Source organism: Streptosporangium sp. NPDC000563 (assembly GCF_040299985.1).
In the GTDB taxonomy this organism is placed as follows: Bacteria; Actinomycetota; Actinomycetes; order Streptosporangiales; family Streptosporangiaceae; genus Streptosporangium.
The window spans coordinates 1,520,136-1,544,680 of sequence record NZ_JBEPDA010000001.1; the positions used below are offsets into that span (position 1 = coordinate 1,520,136).

General features: G+C 69.4%; 22 protein-coding genes. 18 read left to right on the top strand and 4 right to left on the bottom strand.

Annotated elements, in window-relative coordinates; all coding sequences use genetic code 11:
• The first annotated feature begins 162 nt into the window (after nt 1-162).
• From ABT352_RS07255 to ABT352_RS07295, 9 genes are all read left to right on the top strand, one after another.
• Nucleotides 163-2,133 (top strand): glycosyltransferase family 2 protein, encoded by a 1,971-nt coding sequence (locus tag ABT352_RS07255; protein ID WP_350943197.1) that lies wholly within the window; start codon nt 163-165, stop codon nt 2,131-2,133.
• A gap of 69 nt (nt 2,134-2,202) precedes the next feature.
• On the top strand, nt 2,203-3,267 hold the full coding sequence (locus ABT352_RS07260; RefSeq protein ID WP_350943199.1) for an energy-coupling factor ABC transporter permease: 1,065 nt from the start codon (nt 2,203-2,205) through the stop codon (nt 3,265-3,267).
• Nucleotides 3,267-4,031: a cobalt ECF transporter T component CbiQ gene (gene cbiQ, locus ABT352_RS07265; RefSeq protein ID WP_350943201.1), complete on the top strand. Its 765-nt coding sequence runs from the start codon at nt 3,267-3,269 to the stop codon at nt 4,029-4,031. The genes ABT352_RS07260 and cbiQ overlap by 1 nt, the downstream gene beginning before the upstream one ends.
• Nucleotides 4,028-4,807, top strand: coding sequence for an energy-coupling factor ABC transporter ATP-binding protein (locus ABT352_RS07270; protein WP_350943202.1), 780 nt, complete (start codon nt 4,028-4,030; stop codon nt 4,805-4,807). Before cbiQ ends, ABT352_RS07270 begins: the two co-directional genes overlap by 4 nt.
• A gap of 121 nt (nt 4,808-4,928) precedes the next feature.
• On the top strand, nt 4,929-5,267 hold the full coding sequence (locus tag ABT352_RS07275) for an anti-sigma factor antagonist (protein ID WP_350943203.1): 339 nt from the start codon (nt 4,929-4,931) through the stop codon (nt 5,265-5,267).
• Nucleotides 5,268-5,330: 63 nt separating this feature from the next.
• Nucleotides 5,331-6,104 carry an SDR family NAD(P)-dependent oxidoreductase gene (locus ABT352_RS07280; protein WP_350943205.1) on the top strand — a complete coding sequence of 258 codons (774 nt, stop codon included), beginning with the start codon at nt 5,331-5,333 and terminating at the stop codon, nt 6,102-6,104.
• A gap of 10 nt (nt 6,105-6,114) precedes the next feature.
• Nucleotides 6,115-6,879, top strand: a complete 765-nt coding sequence (locus ABT352_RS07285) for a crotonase/enoyl-CoA hydratase family protein (RefSeq protein WP_350943206.1) — start codon at nt 6,115-6,117, stop codon at nt 6,877-6,879.
• 197 nt (nt 6,880-7,076) lie between these two features.
• A complete protein-coding gene (locus tag ABT352_RS07290; RefSeq protein ID WP_350943207.1) occupies nt 7,077-7,727 on the top strand; it encodes a rhomboid family intramembrane serine protease in 651 nt (216 codons plus the stop codon).
• Nucleotides 7,728-8,270: 543 nt separating this feature from the next.
• Nucleotides 8,271-8,678, top strand: coding sequence for a BlaI/MecI/CopY family transcriptional regulator (locus ABT352_RS07295; protein ID WP_350943208.1), 408 nt, complete (start codon nt 8,271-8,273; stop codon nt 8,676-8,678).
• A gap of 119 nt (nt 8,679-8,797) precedes the next feature.
• On the opposite strand, the gene serC is transcribed toward ABT352_RS07295, so the two are convergent.
• Together serC and ABT352_RS07305 are read right to left on the bottom strand one after the other, a co-directional pair.
• Nucleotides 8,798-9,907 (bottom strand): phosphoserine transaminase, encoded by a 1,110-nt coding sequence (serC, locus tag ABT352_RS07300; RefSeq protein WP_350943209.1) that lies wholly within the window; start codon nt 9,905-9,907, stop codon nt 8,798-8,800.
• Nucleotides 9,908-10,163: 256 nt separating this feature from the next.
• Nucleotides 10,164-11,270: a citrate synthase 2 gene (locus tag ABT352_RS07305; protein WP_350943210.1), complete on the bottom strand. Its 1,107-nt coding sequence runs from the start codon at nt 11,268-11,270 to the stop codon at nt 10,164-10,166.
• Nucleotides 11,271-11,439: 169 nt separating this feature from the next.
• On the opposite strand from ABT352_RS07305, the gene pdxH reads away from it, so the two are divergent.
• From pdxH to ABT352_RS07330, 5 genes are all read left to right on the top strand, one after another.
• Nucleotides 11,440-12,093 carry a pyridoxamine 5'-phosphate oxidase gene (gene pdxH / locus ABT352_RS07310; RefSeq protein WP_350943212.1) on the top strand — a complete coding sequence of 218 codons (654 nt, stop codon included), beginning with the start codon at nt 11,440-11,442 and terminating at the stop codon, nt 12,091-12,093.
• 57 nt (nt 12,094-12,150) lie between these two features.
• Complete coding sequence (locus ABT352_RS07315; protein WP_350943213.1) at nt 12,151-13,398, top strand: MFS transporter; 1,248 nt, start codon at nt 12,151-12,153, stop codon at nt 13,396-13,398.
• A gap of 159 nt (nt 13,399-13,557) precedes the next feature.
• Nucleotides 13,558-14,262 (top strand): iron-dependent transcriptional repressor DtxR, encoded by a 705-nt coding sequence (locus ABT352_RS07320; protein ID WP_350943215.1) that lies wholly within the window; start codon nt 13,558-13,560, stop codon nt 14,260-14,262.
• A 117-nt stretch (nt 14,263-14,379) separates the two neighbouring features.
• A complete protein-coding gene (locus ABT352_RS07325; protein ID WP_350943216.1) occupies nt 14,380-16,605 on the top strand; it encodes an ATP-binding SpoIIE family protein phosphatase in 2,226 nt (741 codons plus the stop codon).
• Between the two features lie 53 nt (nt 16,606-16,658).
• Nucleotides 16,659-17,429 (top strand): alpha/beta fold hydrolase, encoded by a 771-nt coding sequence (locus tag ABT352_RS07330; protein ID WP_350943218.1) that lies wholly within the window; start codon nt 16,659-16,661, stop codon nt 17,427-17,429.
• 60 nt (nt 17,430-17,489) lie between these two features.
• Here ABT352_RS07330 and ABT352_RS07335 read toward each other — a convergent pair whose 3' ends face one another.
• Nucleotides 17,490-17,651, bottom strand: a complete 162-nt coding sequence (locus ABT352_RS07335; RefSeq protein WP_350943219.1) for a hypothetical protein — start codon at nt 17,649-17,651, stop codon at nt 17,490-17,492.
• Between the two features lie 101 nt (nt 17,652-17,752).
• Between ABT352_RS07335 and ABT352_RS07340 the strand changes: the two genes are divergently transcribed.
• Entirely contained in the window at nt 17,753-18,283 is a 531-nt protein-coding gene (locus ABT352_RS07340) for a hypothetical protein (protein WP_350943221.1), read from the top strand.
• A 241-nt stretch (nt 18,284-18,524) separates the two neighbouring features.
• On the opposite strand, the gene ABT352_RS07345 is transcribed toward ABT352_RS07340, so the two are convergent.
• Nucleotides 18,525-19,670: an acyl-CoA dehydrogenase family protein gene (locus tag ABT352_RS07345; RefSeq protein WP_350943222.1), complete on the bottom strand. Its 1,146-nt coding sequence runs from the start codon at nt 19,668-19,670 to the stop codon at nt 18,525-18,527.
• 261 nt (nt 19,671-19,931) lie between these two features.
• On the opposite strand from ABT352_RS07345, the gene ABT352_RS07350 reads away from it, so the two are divergent.
• From ABT352_RS07350 to ABT352_RS07360, 3 genes are all read left to right on the top strand, one after another.
• The gene (locus ABT352_RS07350; protein ID WP_350943224.1) at nt 19,932-21,383 is read left to right on the top strand and encodes a hypothetical protein; all 1,452 of its coding nucleotides are present in this window, start codon (nt 19,932-19,934) and stop codon (nt 21,381-21,383) included.
• A gap of 12 nt (nt 21,384-21,395) precedes the next feature.
• Nucleotides 21,396-22,229 (top strand): class F sortase, encoded by an 834-nt coding sequence (locus ABT352_RS07355; RefSeq protein WP_350943226.1) that lies wholly within the window; start codon nt 21,396-21,398, stop codon nt 22,227-22,229.
• Nucleotides 22,230-23,306: 1,077 nt separating this feature from the next.
• A complete protein-coding gene (locus tag ABT352_RS07360) occupies nt 23,307-24,533 on the top strand; it encodes a glycerophosphodiester phosphodiesterase family protein (protein ID WP_350943227.1) in 1,227 nt (408 codons plus the stop codon).
• Nucleotides 24,534-24,545 lie beyond the last annotated feature (12 nt).

Consider the following 24,545-nt stretch of genomic DNA (forward strand, 5'->3'; position numbering starts at 1 on the left):
AGCCGCGGCACAAGACGCACGAAAAGGGTGTTTCGCTCCTCGGGCGGTCTGCGGCACCGGCAGATCGGGAGGGCAACCCTAGGGATTCGCTACGTACGGGCGGCCCTTTGTCACATACTGAGACGCTAGATAAGCGGAGAGTGACCGACGAGGGGCGCGGCGGTGACAGTAACGATCCTCCAGCGAGTCCGCACGGGGCGGGGTGGCTGTGACATCACGAGCATGGAGCGGGGCGGCCACGGCGTCACGAGTGTGGAGCGGGGCGGCCATGACATCACGAGCGAGGAGGCGCTTCGGTCCGACATCGACGTCACCGTGATCGTTCCCCTGCACAACTGCGGTCCCTATCTCGACAGATGCCTGACGTCGCTGCTGATCCAGCGCGTCGCCCTGGAGGTGGTGGTCGTCGACGACGGTTCCACCGACGGCGGTGTCGCGCTGCTCGACCTCTACGCCTCCTGCCACCGCGGTGTGATCCGCGTCGTCAGGCAGGAGGCGTCGGGCGGCGCCGGGCGCCCGCGCAACGTCGGGCTCTCCCACGCGCGCGGCAGATACGTCTTCTTCTGCGACGCGGACGACTACCTCGGCCCTCAGGCGCTGGAGCGGATGCTCGCGATGGCCGACCGCAACGGTTCCGACATCGTGCTCGGGAAGATCGTCGGGCATGACCGCAAGGTGCCGATCTCGATGTTCAAGGAGAACGCCGAGCGGGTGCCGCTCGGCGACAGCGCGGTCTACAACAGCTTGAGCTGCTTCAAGCTGTTCCGCAGGGAGATGCTGGAGCGGCACGCCATCCGTTTCGACGAGACGCTCCTGGTGGGGGAGGACGTCGTCTTCACCACCCACGCCTACTGCCACGCGGAGGTGATCTCGGTGGTCGCCGACTACGACTGCTACCACCTGGTCGCCCGGCCGGACGGCACCAGCATCATGCAGCGGCCGGGGAGCCGCGATCCGGTCTCCTGGCTGCGGATGATCAAACGGCCGGTCGAGCTGATGCTCGCCCACGTGCGTCCGGGAGACCTCCGCGACCACCTCCTGCGGCGTCATTTCCGGATGGACGCCTTCGGTAACCTCGGCAGGCCCTTCCTGGACGCCGGGGAGGTCGCGCGCAAGGAGATCGTCGCCGAGGTGGCCGACATGTGCGAGCGGTGGCTGACCGACGGGGTCCGCGAGCGACTCCCGGCGATCGACCGGAGTCGGATCGCCGCCCTGCAGGACATCGACCGCCTGGTGCGGCTGGCGCACATCGAGTCGGCCTCGGTCCGCCGGGAGCTCACCGCGCTGCGTTGGGAGCGGGAACGGGAGGGGCGGCTGGCGATCTCGGGCAAGGTGGCGCTGAGCACGCTGGAGCGTTACGGCCACCCGGAGATCACCGGTGGGGATCTCGCCCTGGTGCTGCGGCGCCGGCACACGGGTGTCGGCCCCTGTGACGAGGTCGTGGTTCCGGTGGACGGCGACTGCGCGGGGTTCACCGGGACCGTCGACGTCACCACCCTGTCCTCCGGCATCTGGGACGTCCACGTGAGTGTCGTCTTCGAGGGGGTGCCCCGGCTCGCGCGTCTGGGCACCGAAGGGGAGGGGCCGATCGCGCCGCCCGCGCCTCGCGTGGTGGGCGATGTCGCCGTCGTCGCCCTTCCGTACTTCACCCACCCGTACGGCAACCTCAGCCTCGACATCGGCGGGCACGTGGTCTCGGTGCCGGGGAGCGTGCGGCTGGTGCGCGCCCGCTGGGCCGCCGGGCACCGGCTGGTGCTCGACGGCGAGGTCAGCGTGGGCACGGATGCTCCGGCGGCGGACGCGGTGCGCTTTCTGGTCTGGCGGGAGCGGGAGTCGAGCCGGGAGCGGCGCGAGCCGGTCACGGTCGGCGAGGGCGGCGCGTTCACGGCCTCCCAGGCGATGGGGCGACTGGGGCCCGGCACCTGGGACGCCTACCTGGAGCTCGACCTGGGTGGGCCGCCCGCGCGCTTCAGGATCGAGGCGGTGCCCGAGGCGATCGAGCATCCGCGCACGTGGTGGCGTGGCGCGGTCAGGTGGAGTGTCAGGCCCTACGCCACGGCGGGGAAGGGCAGGCTCAGCACGGTGGTTCGAACCCTCGGCCCCAGAACTTTCATCAGACGTATCGTGCGTTAATGCCACCTTCTTGCAACTACAAGCCCATGGCCTAAAGTTAGGGGCAAATCCGCATTTCGGAGGCTTGTAGTGCACGTACCCGATGGCTTTTTCAACGCCGCCGTCTCGGTGTCGGCGGGGGCGGTGGCCGCCGCCGGTGTGGCCGTGTGCCTGCGCGGCGCCCGTCGCGAACTCGACGACCGCACCGCTCCGATGGCCGGACTGGTCGCCGCCTTCGTCTTCGCGGTCCAGATGCTCAACTTCCCGGTCGCCGCGGGGACCAGCGGGCACCTTCTCGGCGGTGCGCTGGCCGCGATACTCGTCGGCCCTTACACGGCGGTGTTGTGTGTGGCCGTCGTCCTCCTGGTGCAGGCGTTCTTCTTCGCGGACGGCGGGCTGACCGCGCTGGGCGTCAACATCACCCTGATGGGCCTCGTCGCCGTGCTGGTCGGGTGGGGTGTCTTCCTCCTGATCACCCGGAGCGTGCGGAACAGGGGCGTCGTGGTGGCGGCCTCGTTCGTCGCGGCGCTGCTCTCGGTGCCCGCCTCGGCGCTCGCGTTCACCCTGCTGTTCTGGATCGGCGGCACCGCGCCCATCGAGATCGGCACGGTCGCCGCGGCGATGGGCGGCGTGCACCTGCTCATCGGCGTGGGGGAGGGCCTGATCACCGCGGTCACCGTCAGCACCGTGCTCGCGATCCGGCCCGACCTGGTCTACGGCGCCCGCGGAATCGTCGCGCCGCTGGTCCTGCGTGGCGCGGACGGCGACGTGATCGTCACCCCCGGATCCCCCGGATCCCAGGGGGCTCAGGCGCCGGTCGCCGCCCGCCGTCCCGGCTGGTTCCTGCCCGCGGGAATCGCGGTGGCGGCGCTGCTGGCGGGCGTCGTCAGCTTCTACGCCTCCTCCTCGCCCGACGGCCTGGAGTGGGTCGCCGAGGACAAGGGCTTCAGCGACCAGGCGACCGACCACTCGCTGGGTGAGCAGCCGCTCGCCGACTACGGGGACGTGGGCGGCATCCCGGTGGGTGTGGCGGGAGTGATCGGCGTCGGGGTGACGCTCGCCGTCGGTGGCGGGGTGTTCTACGCCGTGCGCCGCCGGGGCGACCACGGTGACGGCACCGGCTCCGACGACAGCGACAAGAAGGTGTCCGCCTAGTGGGATCGGGCCACCACCACCAGCTCCACCGGCCGGGCGACACGCTCGTGCACCGGCTGCCGCCCCAGTGCAAGCTGGCGGCGGTGGCCGGGTTCGCCGTGGTGGTGGTCGCCACCCCGCGCGAGTGGTTCTGGGCCTTCGGGTTGTACGCCGCGCTCCTGGCCGTCGTGGCGGCCCTCGCCCGGATCCCGGCCGGGTTCGTGCTGCGGCGGATGGTGGTCGAGGTCCCGTTCGTGGTGTTCGCGCTGGCCATCCCGTTCATCGGGTTCGGCGAGAGGGTGACCTTCATGGGGCTCTCGCTCAGCGTCGCCGGCCTGTGGGCCGCCTGGAACATCCTGGCCAAGGCGACCCTGGGCGTGGTCGCGAGCGTGCTGCTCGCGGCCACCACCGAGCCACGTCTGATACTGCTGGGCGCCCAGCGTCTGAGGCTGCCGCCGCTGCTGGTGCAGATCGCGATGTTCATGCTCCGCTACATGGACGTGATCCTGGACGAGATGCGCCGGATGCGGGTGGCGAGGGAGTCGCGCGGGTTCGTGGCCAGGGACGTGCGGCACATCCCGGTGATCGCCAGATCGGCGGGGGCGCTGTTCATCCGCTCGTACGAGCGGGGCGAGCGGGTGCACCTCGCGATGCTCAGCCGGGGCTACACCGGTGTGATGCCGGTGATCCAGGACCTCTCGGCCGCCTCGCGGCAGTGGCTCGTCGCCGGTATGTTGCCGGGTGCGGCACTCGCCGTGCTACTCGGGAGCTGGGGGTTCGTGTGACAGTGCCGTCCTCGCGGCCCGTGCCGGCCTCGTCCCCGCCGCCCGCGCCGCTCTCACTGGAGGTGAGCCGCCTGGCGTACGCGTACCCTGACGGCACGCAGGCGTTGTTCGGTGTGGACCTTCGGGTGGAGCGCGGTGAGCGGGTCGCGCTGCTCGGGCCGAACGGCGCGGGCAAGACCACGCTGGTGATGCACCTCAACGGCATCCTGACCGCCGGGCACGGCACGGTGGCCGTGGCGGGACTGCCGGTCGGCAAGGAGTCGCTCAGGGAGATCCGCAGGCGGGTCGGGCTCGTCTTCCAGGACCCCGACGACCAGCTCTTCATGCCGACCGTCCGGGAGGACGTGGCCTTCGGCCCGGCCAACATGGGCGTCGCGGGTGAGGAACTGGAGCGGAGGGTCAAGGACGCGCTGGAGCGTGTGGGCATGCTGGAGACGATCGACAGGCCACCGCACCACCTGTCGTTCGGCCAGCGCCGCCGGGTCGCGGTGGCGACGGTGCTGGCGATGGAGCCGGAGATCCTGGTGCTCGACGAGCCCTCCTCCAACCTGGATCCGGCCTCCCGGCGCGAGCTGGCCGAGATCCTGCGAGGGCTCGACGTGACCGTCCTGATGGTCACCCACGATCTGCCGTACGCGCTGGAGTTGTGCGAACGCTCGCTCATCCTCTCCGGGGGCGTGATCGCCGCGGACGGGCCGACCCGTGAGATCCTCGCCGACGCGAGCCTCCTCGCCGCCCACCGGCTCGAACTGCCGTACGGTTTCGCCGCCCCCTGACGGCGGCACCTCCGGTCGTGGGGCTCGTGCCATACGAACTTCCTGTGAACAATCGCGCATGACCTCGCGTGCAGTGCGGGCGAAGTAAAGTGGATCTGCCCTTCGGGCGCGAGGAGGACTGATGAAGCTACGGCTGGCTCGCCGCGCCGTCGGCGACGCCGTGGTGGTGGCTGTCGAGGGCGAGCTCGACCTGTTCACCGCTCCCTTCCTGCGAGACGAGGTCCGCGACGCGATCAAGCTGGATGGCGCGCGGCTCGTCCTCGATCTCACCGCCCTGTCCTTCATGGACTCCAGCGGCCTGTCCGTGCTGATCGAGGCATGGCGGCTGGCCACGGGCGAGGGCGGCGGGGTCTGCCTGGCGGCACCCCAGCCTCCGGTGGCCCGGATCCTCCGCACGACGGGCCTCGACCGGCGGATCAAGGTCTATCCCGACGTGAGCAGCGCCGTCGGGGAGATCTAGCGTCGGCGAGTTTTACCCTACCCCGAGTAGAACTTCATTCGGTCCGCGCGTTAAAGTCCGCACATGGACGTGAACGGAGCAGCAGCAATCATCTCGGGCGGTGCCAGCGGTCTCGGTGAGGCCACGGCCCGCGACCTCGCCGCGCAGGGTGCCCTCGTCGTCATCGCCGACCTCAACGAGGAGCGCGGCAAGTCACTGGCCGACGAACTCGGTGGCGTCTTCGTCAAGACCGACGTGTCGGACGAGAACCAGGTGCAGGCGGCTGTGGACGCGGCCGTGGCGACCGGCAGGCCGCTGCGTGTCGTGGTGAACAGCGCGGGCATCGGCTGGGCGAGCCGGACCGTGGGCCGTGACGGCTCGCCCCACGACCTGGCCTCGTACCGCAAGGTCATCGAGGTCAACCTGATCGGCACCTTCAACCTCATGCGCATCGGCGCCGCCGCGATCGCGAAGACCGAGCCGGTCGACGCGGACGGCCAGCGCGGTGTAGTGATCAACACCGCCTCGGTGGCGGCGCTGGAGGGACAGATCGGCCAGGTCGCCTACTCGGCGTCCAAGGGCGGCATCGTCGGTATGACCGTCCCCGCCGCGCGTGACCTCGCCGCGATCGGCGTGCGTGTCAACACCGTCTGCCCCGGCATCATCGACACCCCGATCTACGGTTTCTCGCCCAACGCCGACGAGTTCAAGGCCAAGCTGGTGGCTCCGGTGGTCTTCCCCAAGCGCATGGGGCTCGCCTCCGAGTTCGCGCACCTGGTCCGCTCGTTGATCGAGAACGACTACATGAACGCCGAGACGATCCGTTTCGACGGTGGTATCCGCTTCCAGCCCAAGTAGGAGTCATCCGGTGTCTGACGAGGTTCTGGTCGAAGTCGACGGCGGCGTGGCCGTCATCACGATCAACCGCCCCAAAGCCAGGAACGCGGTCAACGGCGCCGTGGCTCGGGGCCTCGCGGCCGCGATGGACGAGCTGGAGGAGCGGAAGGACGTGGCGGCCTACGTCCTCACCGGCGCGGGCGGAACGTTCTGCTCGGGCATGGACCTGAAGGGGTTCCTGACCGGGGACTTCCCGGTCGTGGAGGGCAGGGGGTTCGGCGGTATCGCCGAGGCGCCGCCGAAGAAGCCGCTCGTCGCCGCCGTCGAGGGCTACGCCCTGGCCGGAGGCTGCGAGCTCGCGCTGGCCTGCGACATCATCATCGCCTCCGAGGAGGCGAAGTTCGGGCTCCCCGAGCCCAAGCGAGGGCTGGTCGCGGCGGCGGGCGGCGTGATGCGGCTGCCGCGGCGCATCCCCTACCACGTCGCGATGGAGATCGCCCTGACCGGCGACCACTTTCCCGCCTCCCGGCTGTACGAGCTCGGCCTGGTCAACCATGTCACGCCCGTGGGCGAGGCCCTGGCCACGGCCGTCGAGCTCGCGAGCAGGATCGCCGCCAACGCCCCGCTCGCGCTCGCCGCGACCAAGCGCGTGATCGTGGAGTCGGCGGACTGGAGCCGTGACGAGATGTTCGCGAAGCAGGGAGAGATCATCAATCCGGTGTTCGCGTCCCAGGACGCGATGGAGGGGGCGGCGGCCTTCGCCGAGAAGCGCGCTCCCCGGTGGGCGGGCGAGTAGCGCCGGGATCGCCGGGATCGCCGGGATCGGCGGGATCGGCGGGATCGGCGGGAATCGAAGGAAAACCGTGTGCCGGGCGCGATCCGAGGGGCCGCGCCCGGCGCATTCACGGCCAGGAGTGCGTACGGTAAAGGTGTGGACAGGTGTGGCGAGGGCACTTGACATTCACGCCGACGCTCCAAAGGCCAGGAGAGTGCATGAACGACCACGCGACCGGAACGACCCCCACCGGCCGATCCTCCGGCGATCTTCTGAAGCGCAGGGCGGGAGATCTGGCCGCGGGCGCGCTGGGCGCCGCGATCGTCAACGTCCTCCTGGTCGGTGTCATGTGGGTGGTCGAGATCGCCGACTACGTCCTGCCGGGGGAGTTCGACGTTTACGGCATCCGGGCCTGGAATCCCGACAGTCTGGGCGGCATCTTCCTCGCCCCCTTCCTGCACGCCGGATTCGGCCACCTGATGGCCAACTCGCTTCCCCTGCTGGTTCTCGGGTTCCTCGCCGCGCTGCGCGGGATCGCCCGTTTCCTGGGGGCCAGCCTGATCATCGTGCTGGTCAGCGGGCTTGGTGTCTGGTTCACCAGCTCGCCGTATGCGGTCACGGTCGGCGCGAGCGGCCTGGTCTTCGGGTATTTCGGTCTTGTCGTCGCCCGAGGGCTGTTCGACCGCCGGGCCCTCGACATCGTGATCGGTGTCGGTGTGGCGATCGCCTACTACTCGATCATCTGGGGCGTGCTTCCCGGCGAGGACGGCATTTCCTGGCAGGGGCACCTGTTCGGGCTGATCGGCGGCATCATCGCGGCCTGGGTGATGCGCCGCAGGCGCCCCAGGGCCGTCACTCCGGCCTACTGAGAGACACAGACCTTTCAAAGGCGCGTCGCGTCCGACTTCGGGATCCTCCCCGGAAAGTCACCTGAGGAAAGCCGCATCTCCGTCTACCGAACCTCCAGGCATCGGGCCTGTCCCGGAGAGGGGTTGTCAGCCGCCTTCGAGGGCTTCGCTGAGAAAAGGGCGCTGTACGGGGCTGTGGGCGCTATGTGGCGCTTGGTAGCGCCTTGGTAATCACATTGGTCGGGCGGGGTGGTTCGTGGCCTCCGGGGGCGAATAAAGCCGCTCCGGGGGTCGTTCGCCGGCGGGGTGATGAACGTCCGGGGACACGACCGGCATCCGGGACGGCCGGACCGGGTGGCGGCGCGTTCTTTTCGGCCACATTCCCGGGGAGTTTTTTCCGTGAACGCACAACAGAAGATTCTGCTGTAATTCATCAGCTATGGAAGCATCGGTTGATTTAAGTGACAATGTGACAAAATTTCATGTGTGAACCTGCCTGGCCGCGTGCCCGTACATGTTCCAGGGCCATCACAGCCGGGCGCGACCCTCGAAAGGTGGCCGCGGGTGAACCTGGGATCTCTGGAACGCGCGATCATGGACGTGCTGTGGGGCTGCAAGCAACCGATGCTGGTTCGCCAGGTGCAGGACATGCTGAACCAGAACGCCGAACGGAGCCTGGCCTACACCACGGTGCAGACCGTCGCCGAGCGTCTCGTCAGGAAGGGCCTGCTGGAAAGGGCCCCCGTGCGCAACGCCTTTCGCTACACCGCGAGCCGCTCACGGGACGAACACGTGGCGGGGCTGATGCTCGCGGCACTGGCGAACAGTCCCGATCGGGCTCCCGTACTCTCGCGGTTCGCGGAGGGGGTGGACCCGGACGACGCCCTGCGCCTACTGCACGAGCTGGCGCGGCTCGCGGGGGAGCGGGCCCACGCCTCGGCGGCGGGCGGGACCCCGAGCACGCTGCCCTAGGCTCCCGCCCCGGGAGCCGGTGATCCGGCTTCCGGGACGGGAGAAGGGGAACGAGCCCTCGCGGACCGTCCTCGCCTCCTCGGACGAGGACGGATGCCCCACCTCGGGGAAGCGGGGGACTACAGGCGCTCGACGACGTAGTCGACGCAGGTGGTCAGGGCCTCGACGTCCTCGGGGTCGATGGAGGGGAACATCGCGACGCGCAGCTGGTTGCGGCCGAGCTTGCGGTAGGGCTCGGTGTCGACGATGCCGTTGGCCCGCAGGACCTTCGCGATCGCGGAGGCGTCGACGTCGTCGGAGAAGTCGATCGTGCCCACCACGTTGGAGCGGAACTCGGGAGCCGCGAACGGGGTGGTGTAGGAGGTCTTCTCCGCCCAGGTGTACAGGCGCCGGGCCGAGTCGGCCGTGCGGGCGGTCGTCCAGGCGAGGCCGCCGTTGCCGTTCATCCACTCGATCTGCTCGGCGAGCAGGAAGAGGGTGGCGACCGACGGAGTGTTGTACGTCTGGTCCTTGGAGGAGTTGTCGATCGCCACCGGGAGGCTGAAGAACTCGGGGACGTAGCGCCCGCTGGAGGCGATCTCGTCGACCCTGGCCAGCGCGGCCGGGGACATCAGGGCGATCCAGAGGCCGCCGTCGGAGGCGAAGCTCTTCTGCGGCGCGAAGTAGTAGACGTCGAACTCGCTCGCCTCGACGGGCAGGCCGCCGGCGCCGGAGGTGGCGTCGACCAGCACGAGCGAGCCCTCCTCGCCCACGCGCCTGATCGGCATCGCGACGCCGGTCGAGGTCTCGTTGTGGGTGAGCGCGTAGACGTCGACGCCCTCCTCCAGGCGGGCCTCGGGGTGAGTGCCCACCTCCGACTTGATCACGGTCGGGTCGCCCAGCCACGGGGCCTTGGCCGCCACGGAGGCGAACTTCGAGGAGAACTCACCGAAGTGCAGGTGCTGGGACCTGTCACGGATCAGTCCGAAGGCGGCGATGTCCCAGAACGCGGTGGTGCCGCCGTTGCCCAGGACGACCTCGTACCCCGCGGGGAGGGAGAACAGCTCGGAAAGCCCCGCGCGAACGCGCCCGACCAGCGCCTTGACGGGCTTCTGGCGGTGAGAGGTGCCCAGGAGACTGGACCCGGAGGCCGCGAGAGCCGAGAGTTGCTCGGGGCGCACCTTCGAGGGCCCGCAGCCGAAACGGCCGTCGGCGGGCTTGATGTCAGAGGGAATCACGATGTCAGCCACCTGACCAGCCTACTGAGCCCGGGGATCGATCCAGGACGGGGTCCGGATTTCGAGACGAGCCGTTGAAGGGTTTTGGGCAGGGCGGGACGATCACGCGGGGTGTCGCGGGTTCTTCGGGGTCCTGGGCGCTCGACGGCGCTCGACACGCCCGGTGGGCTCCGGGGGCGCAGCCGGGTGCCGCGGGTTCCTCGGGGACCCGAGACCGGCAACGGCTGCCGCGCGAGACGTCGCGCGACAGCCGTACAGGAGGGGAACTTCAGAAGGGGTGGACGACCTCGGCGGCTCCGGGGACGTCCTGGACCGAGCGCTGGGACGGACCCACGTAGTCGGCGCTGGGGCGGACGAGCCTGCCCGTGCGCTTCTGTTCCAGGATGTGGGCGGCCCAGCCCGCGGTGCGCGCGCAGGTGAACATCGAGGTGAACATCGAGGAGGGGACCTTGGCGAAGTCCAGGATGACCGCCGCCCAGTACTCGACGTTGGTGGCGAGCACCCGGTCGGGCTTGCGGGCGTGCAGCTCTTCCAGCGCGGCCTTCTCCAGCGCCGCGGCGACCTCGTAACGCGGTGCGTCGAGCTCCTTGGCGGTGCGGCGGAGCACGCGTGCCCGGGGGTCCTCGGCACGGTAGACGCGATGACCGAAGCCCATGAGGCGCTGCCCCTTGTCGAGCTCCGACTGCACGTACTTTTTGGCGTCGCCGAGCTGCTCGACGCCCTCGATCATGTGCAGCACGCGCGCGGGCGCACCGCCGTGGAGCGGGCCGGACATGGCGCCGACCGCACCGCTCAGCGCCGCGGCGACATCGGCTCCGGTGGAGGCGATCACCCTGGCGGTGAAGGTGGAGGCGTTCATGCCGTGCTCGGCGGCGGACGTCCAGTAGGCGTCGATGGCCTTGACGTGCTTGGGGTCGGGCTCGCCCTGCCAACGGATCATGAACCGCTCGACGATGCTCTCCCCCTTGTCGACCTCGCTCTGGGGGACCATCGGCTTCCCCAGGCCGCGCGCGGACTGCGCGACGAAGCTCAGGGCGTTCACGCTGGCGCGGGCCAGGTCGGCGCGGGCCTGTTCGTCGTCGATGTCGTGCAGCGGCCTGAAACCGTACGCGGGGGCCAGCATGGCCAGCGCGCTCTGCACGTCGACGCGGATGTCACCGGAGTGGACAGGAATGGGGAAGGGCTCCGCCGGGGCCAGGCCCGGCTGGAACTTGTTGTCGACAAGCAGGCCCCACACGTGTCCGAAAGAGACGCGACCGACCAACTCTTCGATGTCGACGCCCCGGTAGCGAAGGGCGCCCCCTTCTTTGTCCGGTTCCGCGATCTCCGTCTCGAAAGCCACCACGCCTTCGAGCCCGGGTTTGAAGTCGGACATTCTCGGCTGCCTCCCTTTCTTGAAGTCAAAGCCTTGATGTCGAGATACCGGCGGGTCATATTCAACCCCCTGGGCCGAGGCGGTGTGCCGCCGGACCCGCCGGAACGCGATCGCCCCAGGTGGGGGGCACCGCGCGGGCTTCCTGCTCGGCACGGGAGAATACCTTCCCGTGGATGCCACATCGCGACCGCCTTCGATGGCGGGCCTTCGCCGCACGTACCAGGGACTGCCCCTGATCGAGGCAGATCTCGCCCCCGACCCCTTCTCCCAGTTCGCCCTCTGGTTCGGCGACGCCGTGGACGCCGGGCTTCCCGAACCGAACGCGACCGTGCTCGCGACCGCCTCGGCGGGTGGGCGGCCGACGGCCAGGACGGTTCTGCTCAAGGGCTACGACGAGAACGGGTTCGTCTTCTACACTAACTACGAGTCGCGCAAGGGCCGGGACATGGCGGAGAACCCGCGTGCCGCCCTGCTGTTCCCCTGGCACTCCATCCGTCGCCAGGTGCGGGTGGAGGGATCGGTGGTACGGCTGCCGCGCGAGGAGTCGGCCATCTATTTCAGGTCCCGGCCCTACGGGTCGCGGATCGGCGCGTGGGCGTCGAGGCAGTCGGCGGTCGTGCACTCCAGGGACGAGCTGGACGCCCGTTACGAGGAGTTGGCGGAGCGCTGGCCCGAGGATCCGCCCGTCCCCGATTTCTGGGGCGGGCTGCGCGTGGTGCCGTCCGAGGTGGAGTTCTGGCAAGGTCGCACCGACCGCATGCATGACCGCCTCCGTTACCGGCGCTCCGGCGCCACCTGGGTCGTCGAACGTCTGGCCCCCTGAACACCCTCCCCGCTTTGTGCTGATATATCCATGTATGTCGGTTAGAGGGGTGTCGGGGTGGGGTTCAGGGACTTCGTTGGTAGGCATGCGGCTGATACGCGCCCGCTCGCCATACCCGCCTACCGGAGGCTCTGGGCCGGTCAGGGTGTGTCGTTCATCGGCTTCCAGCTCACCTCGGTGGCCGTCAGCGCCCAGATCTACGACATCACGAAGTCGTCCTTCTGGGTCGGCATGCTCGGTCCGGCCAACCTGATCCCCCTGATCGTCTTCGGACTCTGGGGAGGCGCGATCGCCGACGCGGTCGACCGGCGCAGACTCCTCATCGTCGGCGCGCTGATCGCCTGGTCGGGGACGCTCGCGCTCCTCGTCCAGGCCGCACTGGGCTCGACGAGCGTCGGCCTGCTGCTGGCCACCGTGGCCGTGCACGCCACCGGCTTCGCCATCACCGGGCCGACCAGAGGCGCGATCATCCCCAGGCTGGTCCCCGTCGACCTGATCCCCGCGGCCAACACCCTCAACTTCCTGGCGGGCGGCCTCGGCACGGTCATCGGGCCACTGCTCGGCGGGGCGGTGCTCGCGCGAAGCGGCTTCGCCGCCGCCTACCTGATCGACGCGCTGCTGTTCGGCGCCGGTTTCTACGCCGCGCTGAGGCTGCCGAAACTCGAACCGATCGGAGAGGTGACCCGCCCGGGGCTGCGGTCGGTCGTGGACGGTCTGCGCTACATCTCCGGACATCCGGTCGTGCTGATGTCGTTCGTCGTCGACCTCATCGCCATGGCGTTCGCGCTGCCCAGGGCGCTGTTCCCGGAGATCGTGGACGAGCGGTTCGGCGGCTCTCTGATCGCGTTCGGCTGGCTGTCGGCCAGTATCGCGATCGGCTCGGTGCTCGGCGGCCTGCTGTCGGGCTGGGTGGGCCGGGTCCAGCGCCAGGGACTGGCGCTCACGTACGTGATCGCCGCATGGGGGCTCACCGTCGCCGCGGCGGGGCTCGCCGACCGGTTGTGGTTGATGGTCGCCCTGCTCGCGTTCGGCGGGGCCGCCGACCTGGTCTCCGCGGTGTGGCGGCAGACGATCCTGCAGACCCACGCGCCCGACGACATGCGCGGGAGGATGCAGGGGGTGTTCCTGGTGGTGGTCGCGGGAGGTCCCAGGCTGGGCGATCTGCGGGCCGGTGGCACCGCCTCGTGGTTCGGCGCCACGTGGGCGTGGGTGGGCGGCGGGGTCGCCTGCGCGGTGGCCGTGCTCGCGGTGGGGCTGGCCGTCCCGGCCTTCAGAAAATATCGCCCGCTCGCGCGCAGCGTTTGAGCAGCTAGGGAAGGATTTGGCGTCCTCGGGCGTTGCCCTTCTTTGTCATCGTGGGCTGTTCTCCCAATAGGGTCGTCTTCTCAGACTTCCGAGGTCCCGCGCCGCCCTCCCGGGAACACCGCGCGATGGACGTAGCATCGAGAGAGGACGGGAGGAACCTTGACCGCACACGGCCTGATCGACACGACGGAGATGTACCTTCGTACGATCTTCGAGCTGGAGGAGGAGGGCATCGTCCCCCTGCGCGCGCGTATCGCCGAGCGTCTCCAGCAGAGCGGTCCCACCGTCAGCCAGACGGTCGCCCGGATGGAGCGCGACGGCCTGGTTCGCGTCGAGGGCGACCGCCATCTGACCATGACCGATCTGGGACGCACCCTCGCGACCCGTGTCATGCGCAAACACCGCCTCGCGGAATGCCTGCTCACCCAGGTGATCGGTCTGCCCTGGGAAGAGGTGCACATCGAGGCGTGCCGCTGGGAGCACGTCATGTCCGAATCCGTGGAGGCCAGGCTCATCAGCCTGCTCAACAATCCCACGGAGGACCCGCACGGCAATCCGATCCCGGGCCTTGAGGAGCTCGGTGTCGTCGGCCATCCCGGGGGGAGGCTGGAGTCGCTGCCGTCGATGGCCGCGATGGCCGGACCCAGAGATATACCCGTTGTCGTGCGGCGAATTAGCGAACAAGTGCAAAGCGATCCGGCTGTGATGCTTAAACTCAAGCAAGTCGGGATACAACCCGGACGCGAGGTGACGCTCGCGGCGAGCGACGACGGTGTGCGGGTGACAGGTGACGACGAGGCGGACAATTTTCTTGCGGATCTCCCGCGAGAGATTGCCGCGCACGTTTTCGTCTCCACACGCTGACCGAGGCCCCCTAGCTCGGTTGGATCCCGTTCGGGAGTCCCTCCGCTCCCAGGCCGAGACTGCAGGAGCAACCGTGGTTCGCTTTGCACACACCCGCCCACGAGGGGCGGTCACCGGATGAAGCGGTGGGGGGATGTTTCCCAGGACGCCGCTGATCACCTCACGGCCGGCTCCGTCCTGGATCTCGCCGAGATGGCGGTGGTGGTCACCGACAGGTTCAGCAACCTTCTCTACTGGAACCCGTTCGCGGAGAGGCTGTTCGGGCGCCCCGGCACCTCGGGGCCCCGTGACCAGTCGCTCTCCCTGGGCATCATGGAGAAGGACCACCCGCTCGCCGTCGAGCTCTCCAAGCACGTCCTCAAGGGCGGCGTCTGGGAGGGCACGTTCGACGTCAGGCGCGGTGACGGGACGATCATCTACGTACGGGCACAGGCCGTGCCGCTGCGGCATCCCTCGGGAGCGGTGACGGGCATCGTCATCACCGCCCGCGAGGCGATGCGCAGCAACGAGCGGGAGAAGGACCGCTTCGGCCTGCTGGAGCGGATCGGCGAGCGCCTCGCCGGATCGCTCTACGTCGAGGAGACGCTCAAGCGCGTCGCGGAGATGCTCGTCCCGCAGTTCGCCGACCACTGCTTCATCGAGTTGGTGGAGGAGGGGCGGCTCACCCGGAGGGTCTCCACCCACGTCCAGGGCTGGAGCCCGCCGCCCAACACCTGGGCGCCGCTCGGGGCGGAGATCCACTACCCGGTGGGGCACTACGCCGAGATCGCGCTGCGCCGCCAGGAGACGATCCTCGTCGAGGACTTCTCCCAGACCAACTATCCCAGTCCGGGCGAGGCCAACACCCGCCTCGCCGCCGAGATCGGCATGACCTCGGCCATCGTCGCGCCGCTGTGCGTGCGCGGAGAGACCCTCGGGCTCATCTATCTGGGGTTGTCCAACCTGACCGACCGGCGCAGCCCGCACTACGACGCCTTCGACCGCGACTTCGTGGGGGCCATCGCCACCAGGGTCGCCCTCGCCGTCGACAACGCCCTGCTGTTCGAGGAGGAGCGGCACACCGCGGAGTCCTTCCAGAAGCACCTGCTGCCCCGCGCGCTGCCGCAGCTCGACGGGCTGGAGATCGCGGTCCGCTACTTCCCCGCCGCCCCCCTGGCCAGCCACGGGCAGGGCATCCAGACTCAGGTCGGCGGCGACTGGTACGACGTCATCCCGCTCTCGGCGGGCCGGGTCGGCATCGTCATCGGCGACGTCGAGGGCCGGGGCGCCAAGGCCGCGGCGGTGATGGGACAGCTGCGGGCGGCCCTGCGGGCGTTCGCCCAGGACGACAAGCCGCCCGCGGAGATCCTCGCCAGGCTCGACGAGTGGACGCGCATCATCGCGACCCCCGAGCAGGACGAGAGCGGCGCCGACATCAGCGTCCCGCCCATCGTCACCTGCCAGTACCTCGTGTACGACGCCTGGTCGCGGCAGCTGTCGTTCGCCAACGCCGGTCACGCCCCTCCGCTGCTGCTGATCGGCGGCACCTGCACCGAGCTGGACATCCGCGAGGTCGGCCAGCCGCTGGGAGTGCGGGCGAAGGGCATGCACGCCGACCTGGTCTACAAGGAGGAGACGCGGACGCTGCCCCCCGGGGCCTCGTTGCTCCTCTACACCGACGGGCTCGTCGACCGCCGCCCCATCCGCGACGCCGACGGCAGGCCGCCCAACGTCGAGGAGGCGCTGGCGCAGCTCTGCGGCAAGCTCATCAAGATCGGTGACGCCTCCGTCGAGGAGATCGCCGACGCCGCCACCGTCGCGGTGCCCGGTGAGATCGACGACGACATGGCCATCCTCGTACTCAGGTCCGCCTCCGAGGACCTGGCCGTCGAGGAGCGCACCTTCCCCGCTCAGCCGATCATGGTCGGGGAGGCGCGCCGGATGGCCTCGGAGGCGTTCATCGGCTGGAACGTCCCCGAGGAGCGCGCCGAGCTCGCCTGCCTGCTCGTCTCCGAGGTCGTCACCAACGTCGTGCTGCACGCCGCCACCGCCAGCATCCCGCGCAGGGAGCTGACGATGGACGGCCCCCCGCTGCCGTTCGACGAGTCCTGGGACGTTCCCGGCTTCGAAGACGAGATCGTCAACGAGAAGGAGTTCACGCTCAGGATCCGCCGGGGCAGGGAGTCCGTCTGGGTCGAGGTCTTCGACCAGGATCTTCGGCTGCCACGCATCCGCAGCGCGGGGGAGAACGACGAGGGCGGGCGAGGTCTCTACCTCGTCGACCAGCTCGCCAGGCGCTGGGGCTCCCGTCCCACCAAGGAGGGCAAGGCCGTCTGGTTCGAGATCCCCACCAGGTCGCGCTGAGCCGCAGGCGGCACGACTGGCACCCGTTCCCGATCGATGGTTGACTCGGGGGCATGGAGCTGGCGTTCGAACGGCGCGGGACAGGTCCTCCCCTCGTCCTGCTGCACGGCATCGGGCATCACTGGCAGGCATGGTTGCCGGTGCTCGACAGACTCGCCGCCGAACGTGACGTGATCGCGGTCGACTTTCCCGGTTTCGGCATCTCGCCGCCGCTGCCGCCCGGCACGCCGTACACGGCGGAAAGCCTGGCGGACGCGATCGAGTCCTTCTTCGATGTGCTCGGCCTGCGCGACCCTCATGTGGCGGGTAGTTCCCTGGGGGGTTACGTCGCTCTCGAACTCGCCTCGCGCGGGGTGGTCCGTTCGGCCACCGCGCTCTCTCCGGCCGGATTCTGGAACCGCAGCGAGCTCATGTACGCGCGAGCCGTCCTCCGCGCCGGCCGGGCCTCGGTTCGCCACCTTTCTCCGCAGCGAGCCGCCCTCGTGGAAGATCCGCTGGGACGCCTTCTCTGCGCCGGTGTGCTGGTCGCCCATCCCCGAAGGGTCTCGTCCGAGGCGCTGCTCGCCGGGTTCCAGGCACTGGGGGACGCCTCCGGTTTCGACGAGACCCTCGCCTCGTTCGCGGGGCTGATGCCTCCCGCGCCGCCGAAGGCGCCGGTCACGATCGCCTGGGGCGAGCGCGACCGGCTGCTTCCGCGCCGGCAGGCCATCCGCGCGGCCAGATGGTCGGGGCAGCGGGTGAAGCTGCTCAAGGGGTGCGGACACCTGCCGATGACCGACGACCCCGAGCTGGTCGCGAGCGTGCTGCTGGAGGGCTCCCGGTAGGCGGGGCTTTTTCGCGGATTCACGGCTCGGGAGGGCGTCGTCCGGGGCCGGAGGGAGGGGTCAGCGGACGGTCTGTCCCCAGATGGCGAGCATCGCGATGACGAACACGGCCATGACGCCGATGTACGCGACCGGGCCGAGCCGGAAGGCACGCCGCACCCGGTTCAGGCCCCAGGCGAACAGGAACGCCAGGAAGATCAGCAGAATCAGTCCGCTGTCCATCGTCACCACCTCGGGGGAGTCTCCATTGACCAGTATGCGGCGCCGAAGCCGTCTTCGCGGTTGGTAAACGCAATCCCCGACCCATGGGATCGTTACCTTTCGTGAACAGGACCTCGAAGGCAACGTGTGCCCTGCTGGTGGCAGCCCTGGCCGCAGCCCTTTCCGCGTGTTCCGGTGGGAGCGGAGCCTCCGGCGCGCCGGCGACCGCCACCGTTACCGTGACCGCCTCGGTCACTCCGTCTCCCGTGGCCTCCGCCACGCTCTCCCCTTCCCTCACGCCGACCCCGGCCGCCTCCGCGTCGACGGAGCCCGACGATCCCGTCGCGGCGTCGCCGTCCGTGAGCGTTCCCGGGAGCCGGGACGTCGACGCCACGATAAGAGGGAAGATCGCCCTGCGCGGGGTGGACGGGATCACCGTGACCGCGGAGAGCGACCGGGAGGTGAAGGCCCTCCTGCTGCCGTTCACGGTCGTGCGCGACGCGCGGGGGCTGGTCTGCAGGGAGGGGCAGGCCCCGTACAGCTGCTCGATGGAGCAGTTGCAGGCGGCGATCAAGAAGAGGGGCGCGCTGTTCGCCAAGGTGACGATCAAGGACGGGGTGGCCACCCAGGTCGAGGACATCACCGAGGGGTGAGGGGCCCGGCCGGTCACGGGAGCCGCCGCCCCGCGAGGGCGTGGACGGCGGCTCTTCGCGGGACGTTCCGGGGTTCTCAGGAGCCGGGTGTCCTTGAGCGGGAGTGGCCCGTGAGCGGCAAGAGCCGGTCCTGGAGCGTCTTCCCGCGTCGGGCCTCACCTCTTCCCGCGTCGGGCCTCACCTTCATGGCCGAAGCGAGGGGTCCGCGCCCGGCGCCTCCGGCCGGGCTCCGAGGCCGGTCTCAGAAGCCGAAGGAGCGACCGATGATCTCCTTCATGATCTCGGTGGTGCCGCCGTAGATGGTCTGGACGCGGCTGTCCATCCAGGCCTTGGCGACGGGGTACTCCATCATGTAGCCGTAGCCGCCGTGCAGCTGGAGGCAGCGGTCGATGACCTTGGTCTGCAGCTCCGTGGTCCACCACTTCGCCTTGGCGGCGTCCACGGCGGTGAGTTCCCCCGCGTTGAGGGCGAGGATGCACCTGTCCACATAGAGGCGGGCGATGTCCACCTCGGTGTCCAGCTCGGCCAGCACGAAACGGGTGTTCTGGAAGCCGCCGATGCTCCGGCCGAAGGCCGTCCGGTTCTTGCAGTACTCGATCGTCGTCCGCAGGACCGTCTCCGCCGCCGCCACCGCCATCACCGCGATCGAGAGGCGTTCCTGCGGCAGGTTGGCCATGAGCTGGAAGAAGCCCTGCCCTTCCTGCGGGCCCAGCAGGTTGGCCGCGGGGACCCGGACGTTGTCGAAGAACAGCTCCGCCGTGTCCTGGGCGTGCATGCCGATCTTCTCCAGGTTGCGGCCCCTGCTGAAGCCCTCCATGCCCCGCTCGACGACGAGCAGGGAGATGCCCCGCGCGCCCGCGTCCGGGTCGGTCTTCGCCACGACGACGACCAGGTCCGAGTTGATGCCGTTGGTGATGAAGGTCTTCTGGCCGTTGACCACGTAGTGGTCGCCGTCGCGTACGGCGGTCGTCCTGATGCCCTGCAGGTCGCTGCCCGCGCCGGGCTCGCTCATCGCGACCGCCGTGATCAGCTCGCCGGAGGCGAACCCGGGCAGCCAGCGGGCCTTCTGCTCGTCGTTGGTGAGGTCCACGAAGTACGGGGCCATCACGTCGTTGTGCAGCGAGTAGCCCAGGCCGGTCGCGCCGATCGCCATCACCTCCTCGACGATCACGGCGTTGTAGCGGAAGTCCGTGATTCCCGCACCGCCGTACTCCTCGGGCACCCCGAAGCCGAACATCCCGATCTCTCCGGCCCTCTTCCACACCTCGCGCGGGACGATGCCGTCCTTCTCCCACTGATCGTGGTGGGGCGCGACCTCGCGGGCCAGGAACTCGCGCACGGTCTCTCGGAAGAGCCGGTGCTCCTCCTCGAAGAGGTCTCGCTGCATGGTGTGCCTCCTTGGGACTCGTGACGACTCGCGACGGCTCGTGATACAGAATACAATTCTGTTACTAGCAGGTACAGCCGATATCGCGCTGTTAGCGTGGCTTGCTGTGGTATGTAGAGGTATATCCAGATCACAAGTACGCCACGGTCTTCGAATCCACCCACGATCTCGCTGCGCCGAAGATGGTTCAAACCGTACGATCTACCCTCGGTGTGCTATGGGTATGCCTGTTGACGGCAGCCTTCGTGATCGGAGTATGTGGTGGTTCGGTGGCGATCTGGGCTCCGTAGGTCCCTCGCGGTTTCGGCCCTGTGCCTTTTCGGTGGCGCGCTCGTCGCACTGCCCTCCGGCGCCTCCGGTGCGTCCGGCAGCGGCATCGCCGAACTCGTGGTCGACTACAGCTGCACCGGGGGGATCGCCCTGGGAGGCAGCACGGTGAACCTCCGGACCAAGGTGTCGATTCCCACGACGCTCACCGTCGGGGAGCCGCTCAACATCGGCTGGGACCTCAACTACAAGAACGGCGACCCGGCCAGGTTCGGCTCGCCGGACTACTTCGGTCCCGGAGGCAAGGTCCTGGTCACCGGGAACGTGCAGATGTCCGGGAGCTGGATCGGCGTCCTGCAGCCGAAGGGTGTCGTCGACCAGCCGGGCAAGCTGCAGCCGGGCAGCATCCTGAAACTCCCCGAGGGGATCTCCGACGCCGCCCACACCGACCAGCCGGGCACGCTCAAGGTCTCTCCCCGGAAGCTGTTCGTGGACTTCATGCCCCCGGCCGGCGAGGTCATGGTCAACAACGACGACCCCCGGGTGAAGTATCACGCGGCGGCCGACTGGTACGAGCTGAACGACGAGGCGCTCAGCATCGGCGACTACGGCCGAGACCTGCACCGCACCGACAAGGTGAACTCCTTCGCCACCTTCACGTTCACCGGTACCGGGATCGAGTACGTCGCCCGGCGCAGCATCGAGGCGGGGCAGGTCGGCTTCAAGATCGACGGCCAGGACGCCACGCCGGCCTCCATCGACGCCTCGAAGGACGCCAACGGCACGCCGACGAACGCCGCGCACCGGGGCGGGCTCACGCTGTGGAGGTTCAACGGCCTCAAGTACGGCGAGCACACCCTCCAGGTCACGAACCTGGAGGACGGGAAGTTCGCGCAGGTCGACGCCTTCCGGGTGATCACGAGGGAGTTGCAGAACCCGCCGGCCGACTACCGGGCCACGTGCACGCTCGTCAGCGCGCCGGTCTCGGTGGACGTCACGATCTCCGAGCGGGGCGTGTCCCCCTCGCCCAGCGTGACGGGCTCCCCGGACCCCAGCGTCACCCCCAGCACTACGCCCACGGGCAGCCCCACGGCCACCCCGACGAGCACCCCGACGGGCACGGCCACCCCCACCCCGACGAACACTCAGACCGGGGCCGGCAACCAGACGCCCGGGCCGAACAGCACCACCAGGAGCACCACCACCTCCACGCCCAAGCCGACCCTCACCGTGACCGCCACCGTCACCCCCACCAGGGCCACCCCCACCGCGCCGCAGGTGATCATCACGCCCAGCGGCGGGGCGCAGACGGGTGAGGCTCCCGAGGGTGGCTCCGGGCTGGGGCTGCTCAGCGCGGGAACGGCGATGGTGACGGGAAGCGCGCTGGGCGGTGTGGCCTTGATGAGGCGGCGGGCGGCACACGCGCGCGGCCAGAGGGACAGCTGAAGGAGACGCCGGATGTATCAAGGACCTGGTCAGGGCGGTCCCGACCCCTATCACGGCACCGGCCCCGCTCCCAAGCCCAAGGGGAGCATGCTGATGGCCGGGCTCCTCGTGGCGGGATCGCTCGGCGGGGTGGCCGCGATCATGGCGGGGCTGCTCGCCTACCTGCCCCCCGCGGTGGAGGACGCGCCGTACGGGCCGCCCGTGCCGCAGGCGGCGGACAGCAACATCCAGATCCAGGAGGTCCCGGCCGCCGGCCAGCAGCCGGTGGGAGTGGTGCCCTCCTCGGTGGGACCGGGCGGGCTGGACGCCCCGCTCACGGCCGCCGCGCCCACGGCGGCGCCGCCACTGCCGGTGACCATGCCTCCGGAGCCGCTGAAGAGCGACGGCGTGCAGCCCCGGCGGATCGCCATCCCGAAGATCGGCGTGCTCGCCCCGCTGATGGCGCTCGGCGTCGACTCCAAACGGGAGATCCAGACACCTCCGCTGAGCAGGCCCAACCAGGCGGGCTGGTACAAGCACGGCCCGATCCCCGGGCAGCAGGGGCCCTCGGTGGTCCTCGGGCACGTGAACACCAAGAAGGGCGCCGCCGTCTTCAGCCGGTTGAAGGAGATCAGCCGAGGGGACAAGATCAAGGTCTCCCGGTCCGACGGAAGTCTCGCGGAGTTCACGGTCGACGGTGTGGAACAGGTCAGCAAGACGGCCTTCCCGTCCAAGCGGGTCTACGGCAACACCGGTGAGGCGACGCTGCGGCTGATCACCTGCGGCGGTGTCTACAACCGTGCGACCGGCCACTACACCGACAACATCATCGTCTACGCGACCCTGTCGAAGACCCGGCGCGCCTGAGTCCACCGTGTCCGGCCCGCGGTCCGGGTGCGGTGTTTCCCCGGTCGGGTGCGATACGCCGCGAATCCGCGGGTCGCGACGTTCTCGCCGCTCGTTAGCCTCCCCGCCGATCCGGGTAGGAAGTTCTTCGATAAAAGGCATCCCCCCGAATGATCAGAAGGCGGGGGTGTGTCCAGGTGAGCATCGTGCGGGCCGGGGTCGTAGCCGTACTCATAGGGGTGGCCGCTCTTGGCGCGGTACAACACCCGAAGGGGCACGATCGACACACGGGGTGGGGCGGCAAACGTTTCGCGCATTCGACGCCGAAGCACGCCGGGGGCTGGACGACCAAGAACTGGGGCAACGGCGGGCGGACGGCCGAACGTTCGAGGACGACCGTCGAACGCAAGGGAAACTGGGGATTCGGGCGGCCGGGACACTCCGGCGGCGGACGGCACAGGGCGTGGGAGACAGGGCGGCGATATCCGGGGTGGAAACACCAGGGTGATCGCGGTTTCTGGCGTCGGGGCCCGGAGGGCGAACGCGGCGAGGGGCGAGGGTTCGGGAGTCGCGGCGTCCGGGACTCCCCGCGGTCGGACCCGGACGCCGAGGGCGGTGACGACCGGGACCGTGAGCGACCGGGGGCGTGGGAGTCTCGGCGTCGAGGTCCGCGGGCCGGGTGGCGAGAGGGTCATGGGGCCGGACGGCAGGGGGCGGGTGCCTGGCGGCACAGGGGCCGGGAGCCGGGACGACCGGTGTGGGCCGGGGACGGCGTGAGGCGGCATCGGCACAGGGACGGGTATCGGCAGGGGCGGTGGGACGGGTCACGGGGCGAGTGGTGATCCGAGGTCGGGGCCCGGAAGTCCGATCCGCCGACCGGCCCGCGTTTCTCTTCGCCGAAGAGTGAGTGATCAGTCGCTCACTCTTTTTTTGTGGACAGCAATATCGGGATATATGTGGTGAAATGTCGCATGAAGTGGTCATGTGCTGTTATCTCGGCTAGAAATCACTTCTGATCGTTAATTGCATCTCCAGTCCGGGTATAGCCGCTTATGCGGATGTGTCCCCCTGCTGAACCGGAGCGGGGGGTGTACGCGGGTGAACAAGGCGCGGGCCGGTGTGCTGGCCGTATTCATAGGGATGACCGTGATCGGAGCCCTTCACCACGTCGATTCGACGGGCAGGCGGTCCGTGAGCCCCGCGGCCTGGCGATCCGGTGACTCGGTGGCCGACCGGCCCGCGAACTCCGAGAGTTCCGCGGACGGGAGTTCCGCGAACGGACGGTTCGCGACCTCTCCGGCGAACCCGGAGGCACGGCATTTCGGCCGTCACGAAGTCGCGCCGATCATCATCGCGCATCGCGGCGCCAGTGCCTTCCGGCCCGAGCACACGCTTCTCGCCTACGCGGTCGCCATCTCGATGGGCGCCGACTACATCGAGCCGGACCTCGTCTCGACCAAGGACCACGTGCTGGTCGCCCGGCATGAGAACGAGCTCTCGGCGACCACCGACATCGCCGGACATCCCGAGTTCGCCGACCGCAGGACCTCCAAGGTCATCAACGGCATCCGGCACACGGGCTGGTTCACCGAGGACTTCACCCTGGAGGAGTTGCGTACCCTCCGTGCCAGGGAGCGCTTCGCCACGGAGCGGCGGGAGAACACCGCGTACGACGGGATGGAGCGCATCCCGACGCTCGACGAGGTGGTCCAGCTGGCGCGCAAACACGGGGTGGGTGTCTACGCGGAGACCAAGTTCCCCACCTACTTCGCCTCGATCGGGCTGCCCCTGGAGGAGCCTCTCCTGGAGACCTTCGCGCGCTACGGATGGGACGACGAGCGGGACCCGGTGTTCATCCAGTCCTTCGAGGCGGGGAATCTCAGGCGGCTGCGTTCCCTCACCCGGCTGCGGCTCATCCAGTTCGTCGGCGCGACCGGCGCCCCGTACGACCTCGCGAGCGCGGGTGACCCGCTCACCTACGACGACATGGTCACCCCGGCGGGACTGCGGGAGGTCGCCAAGTACGCCGACGGCATCGGTCTGGTCACCAAGCGGATCGGTTCCGCGGGTCTCAGCGGGAGATCGGTGTCACCCGCCACGCTCGTCGGGAACGCCCAGCGGGAAGGGCTCCTCGTCCACGCCACGACGGTTCGCAGGTTCGCGCGGCTTCGGGCGGATCTCGGGAGCGGCGCCTCCGGCGGGCGCGCCGCCGAAGGGGTGAAAAGGTGGCTGCAGCGCCTGTACCGGCTCAACGTGGACGGAGTCATCGCCGACGACCCCGGGCTGGCACGCGCCATACGGGACCAGCTGCGCGGCGGAGGCTGACGCGCGGCCGGC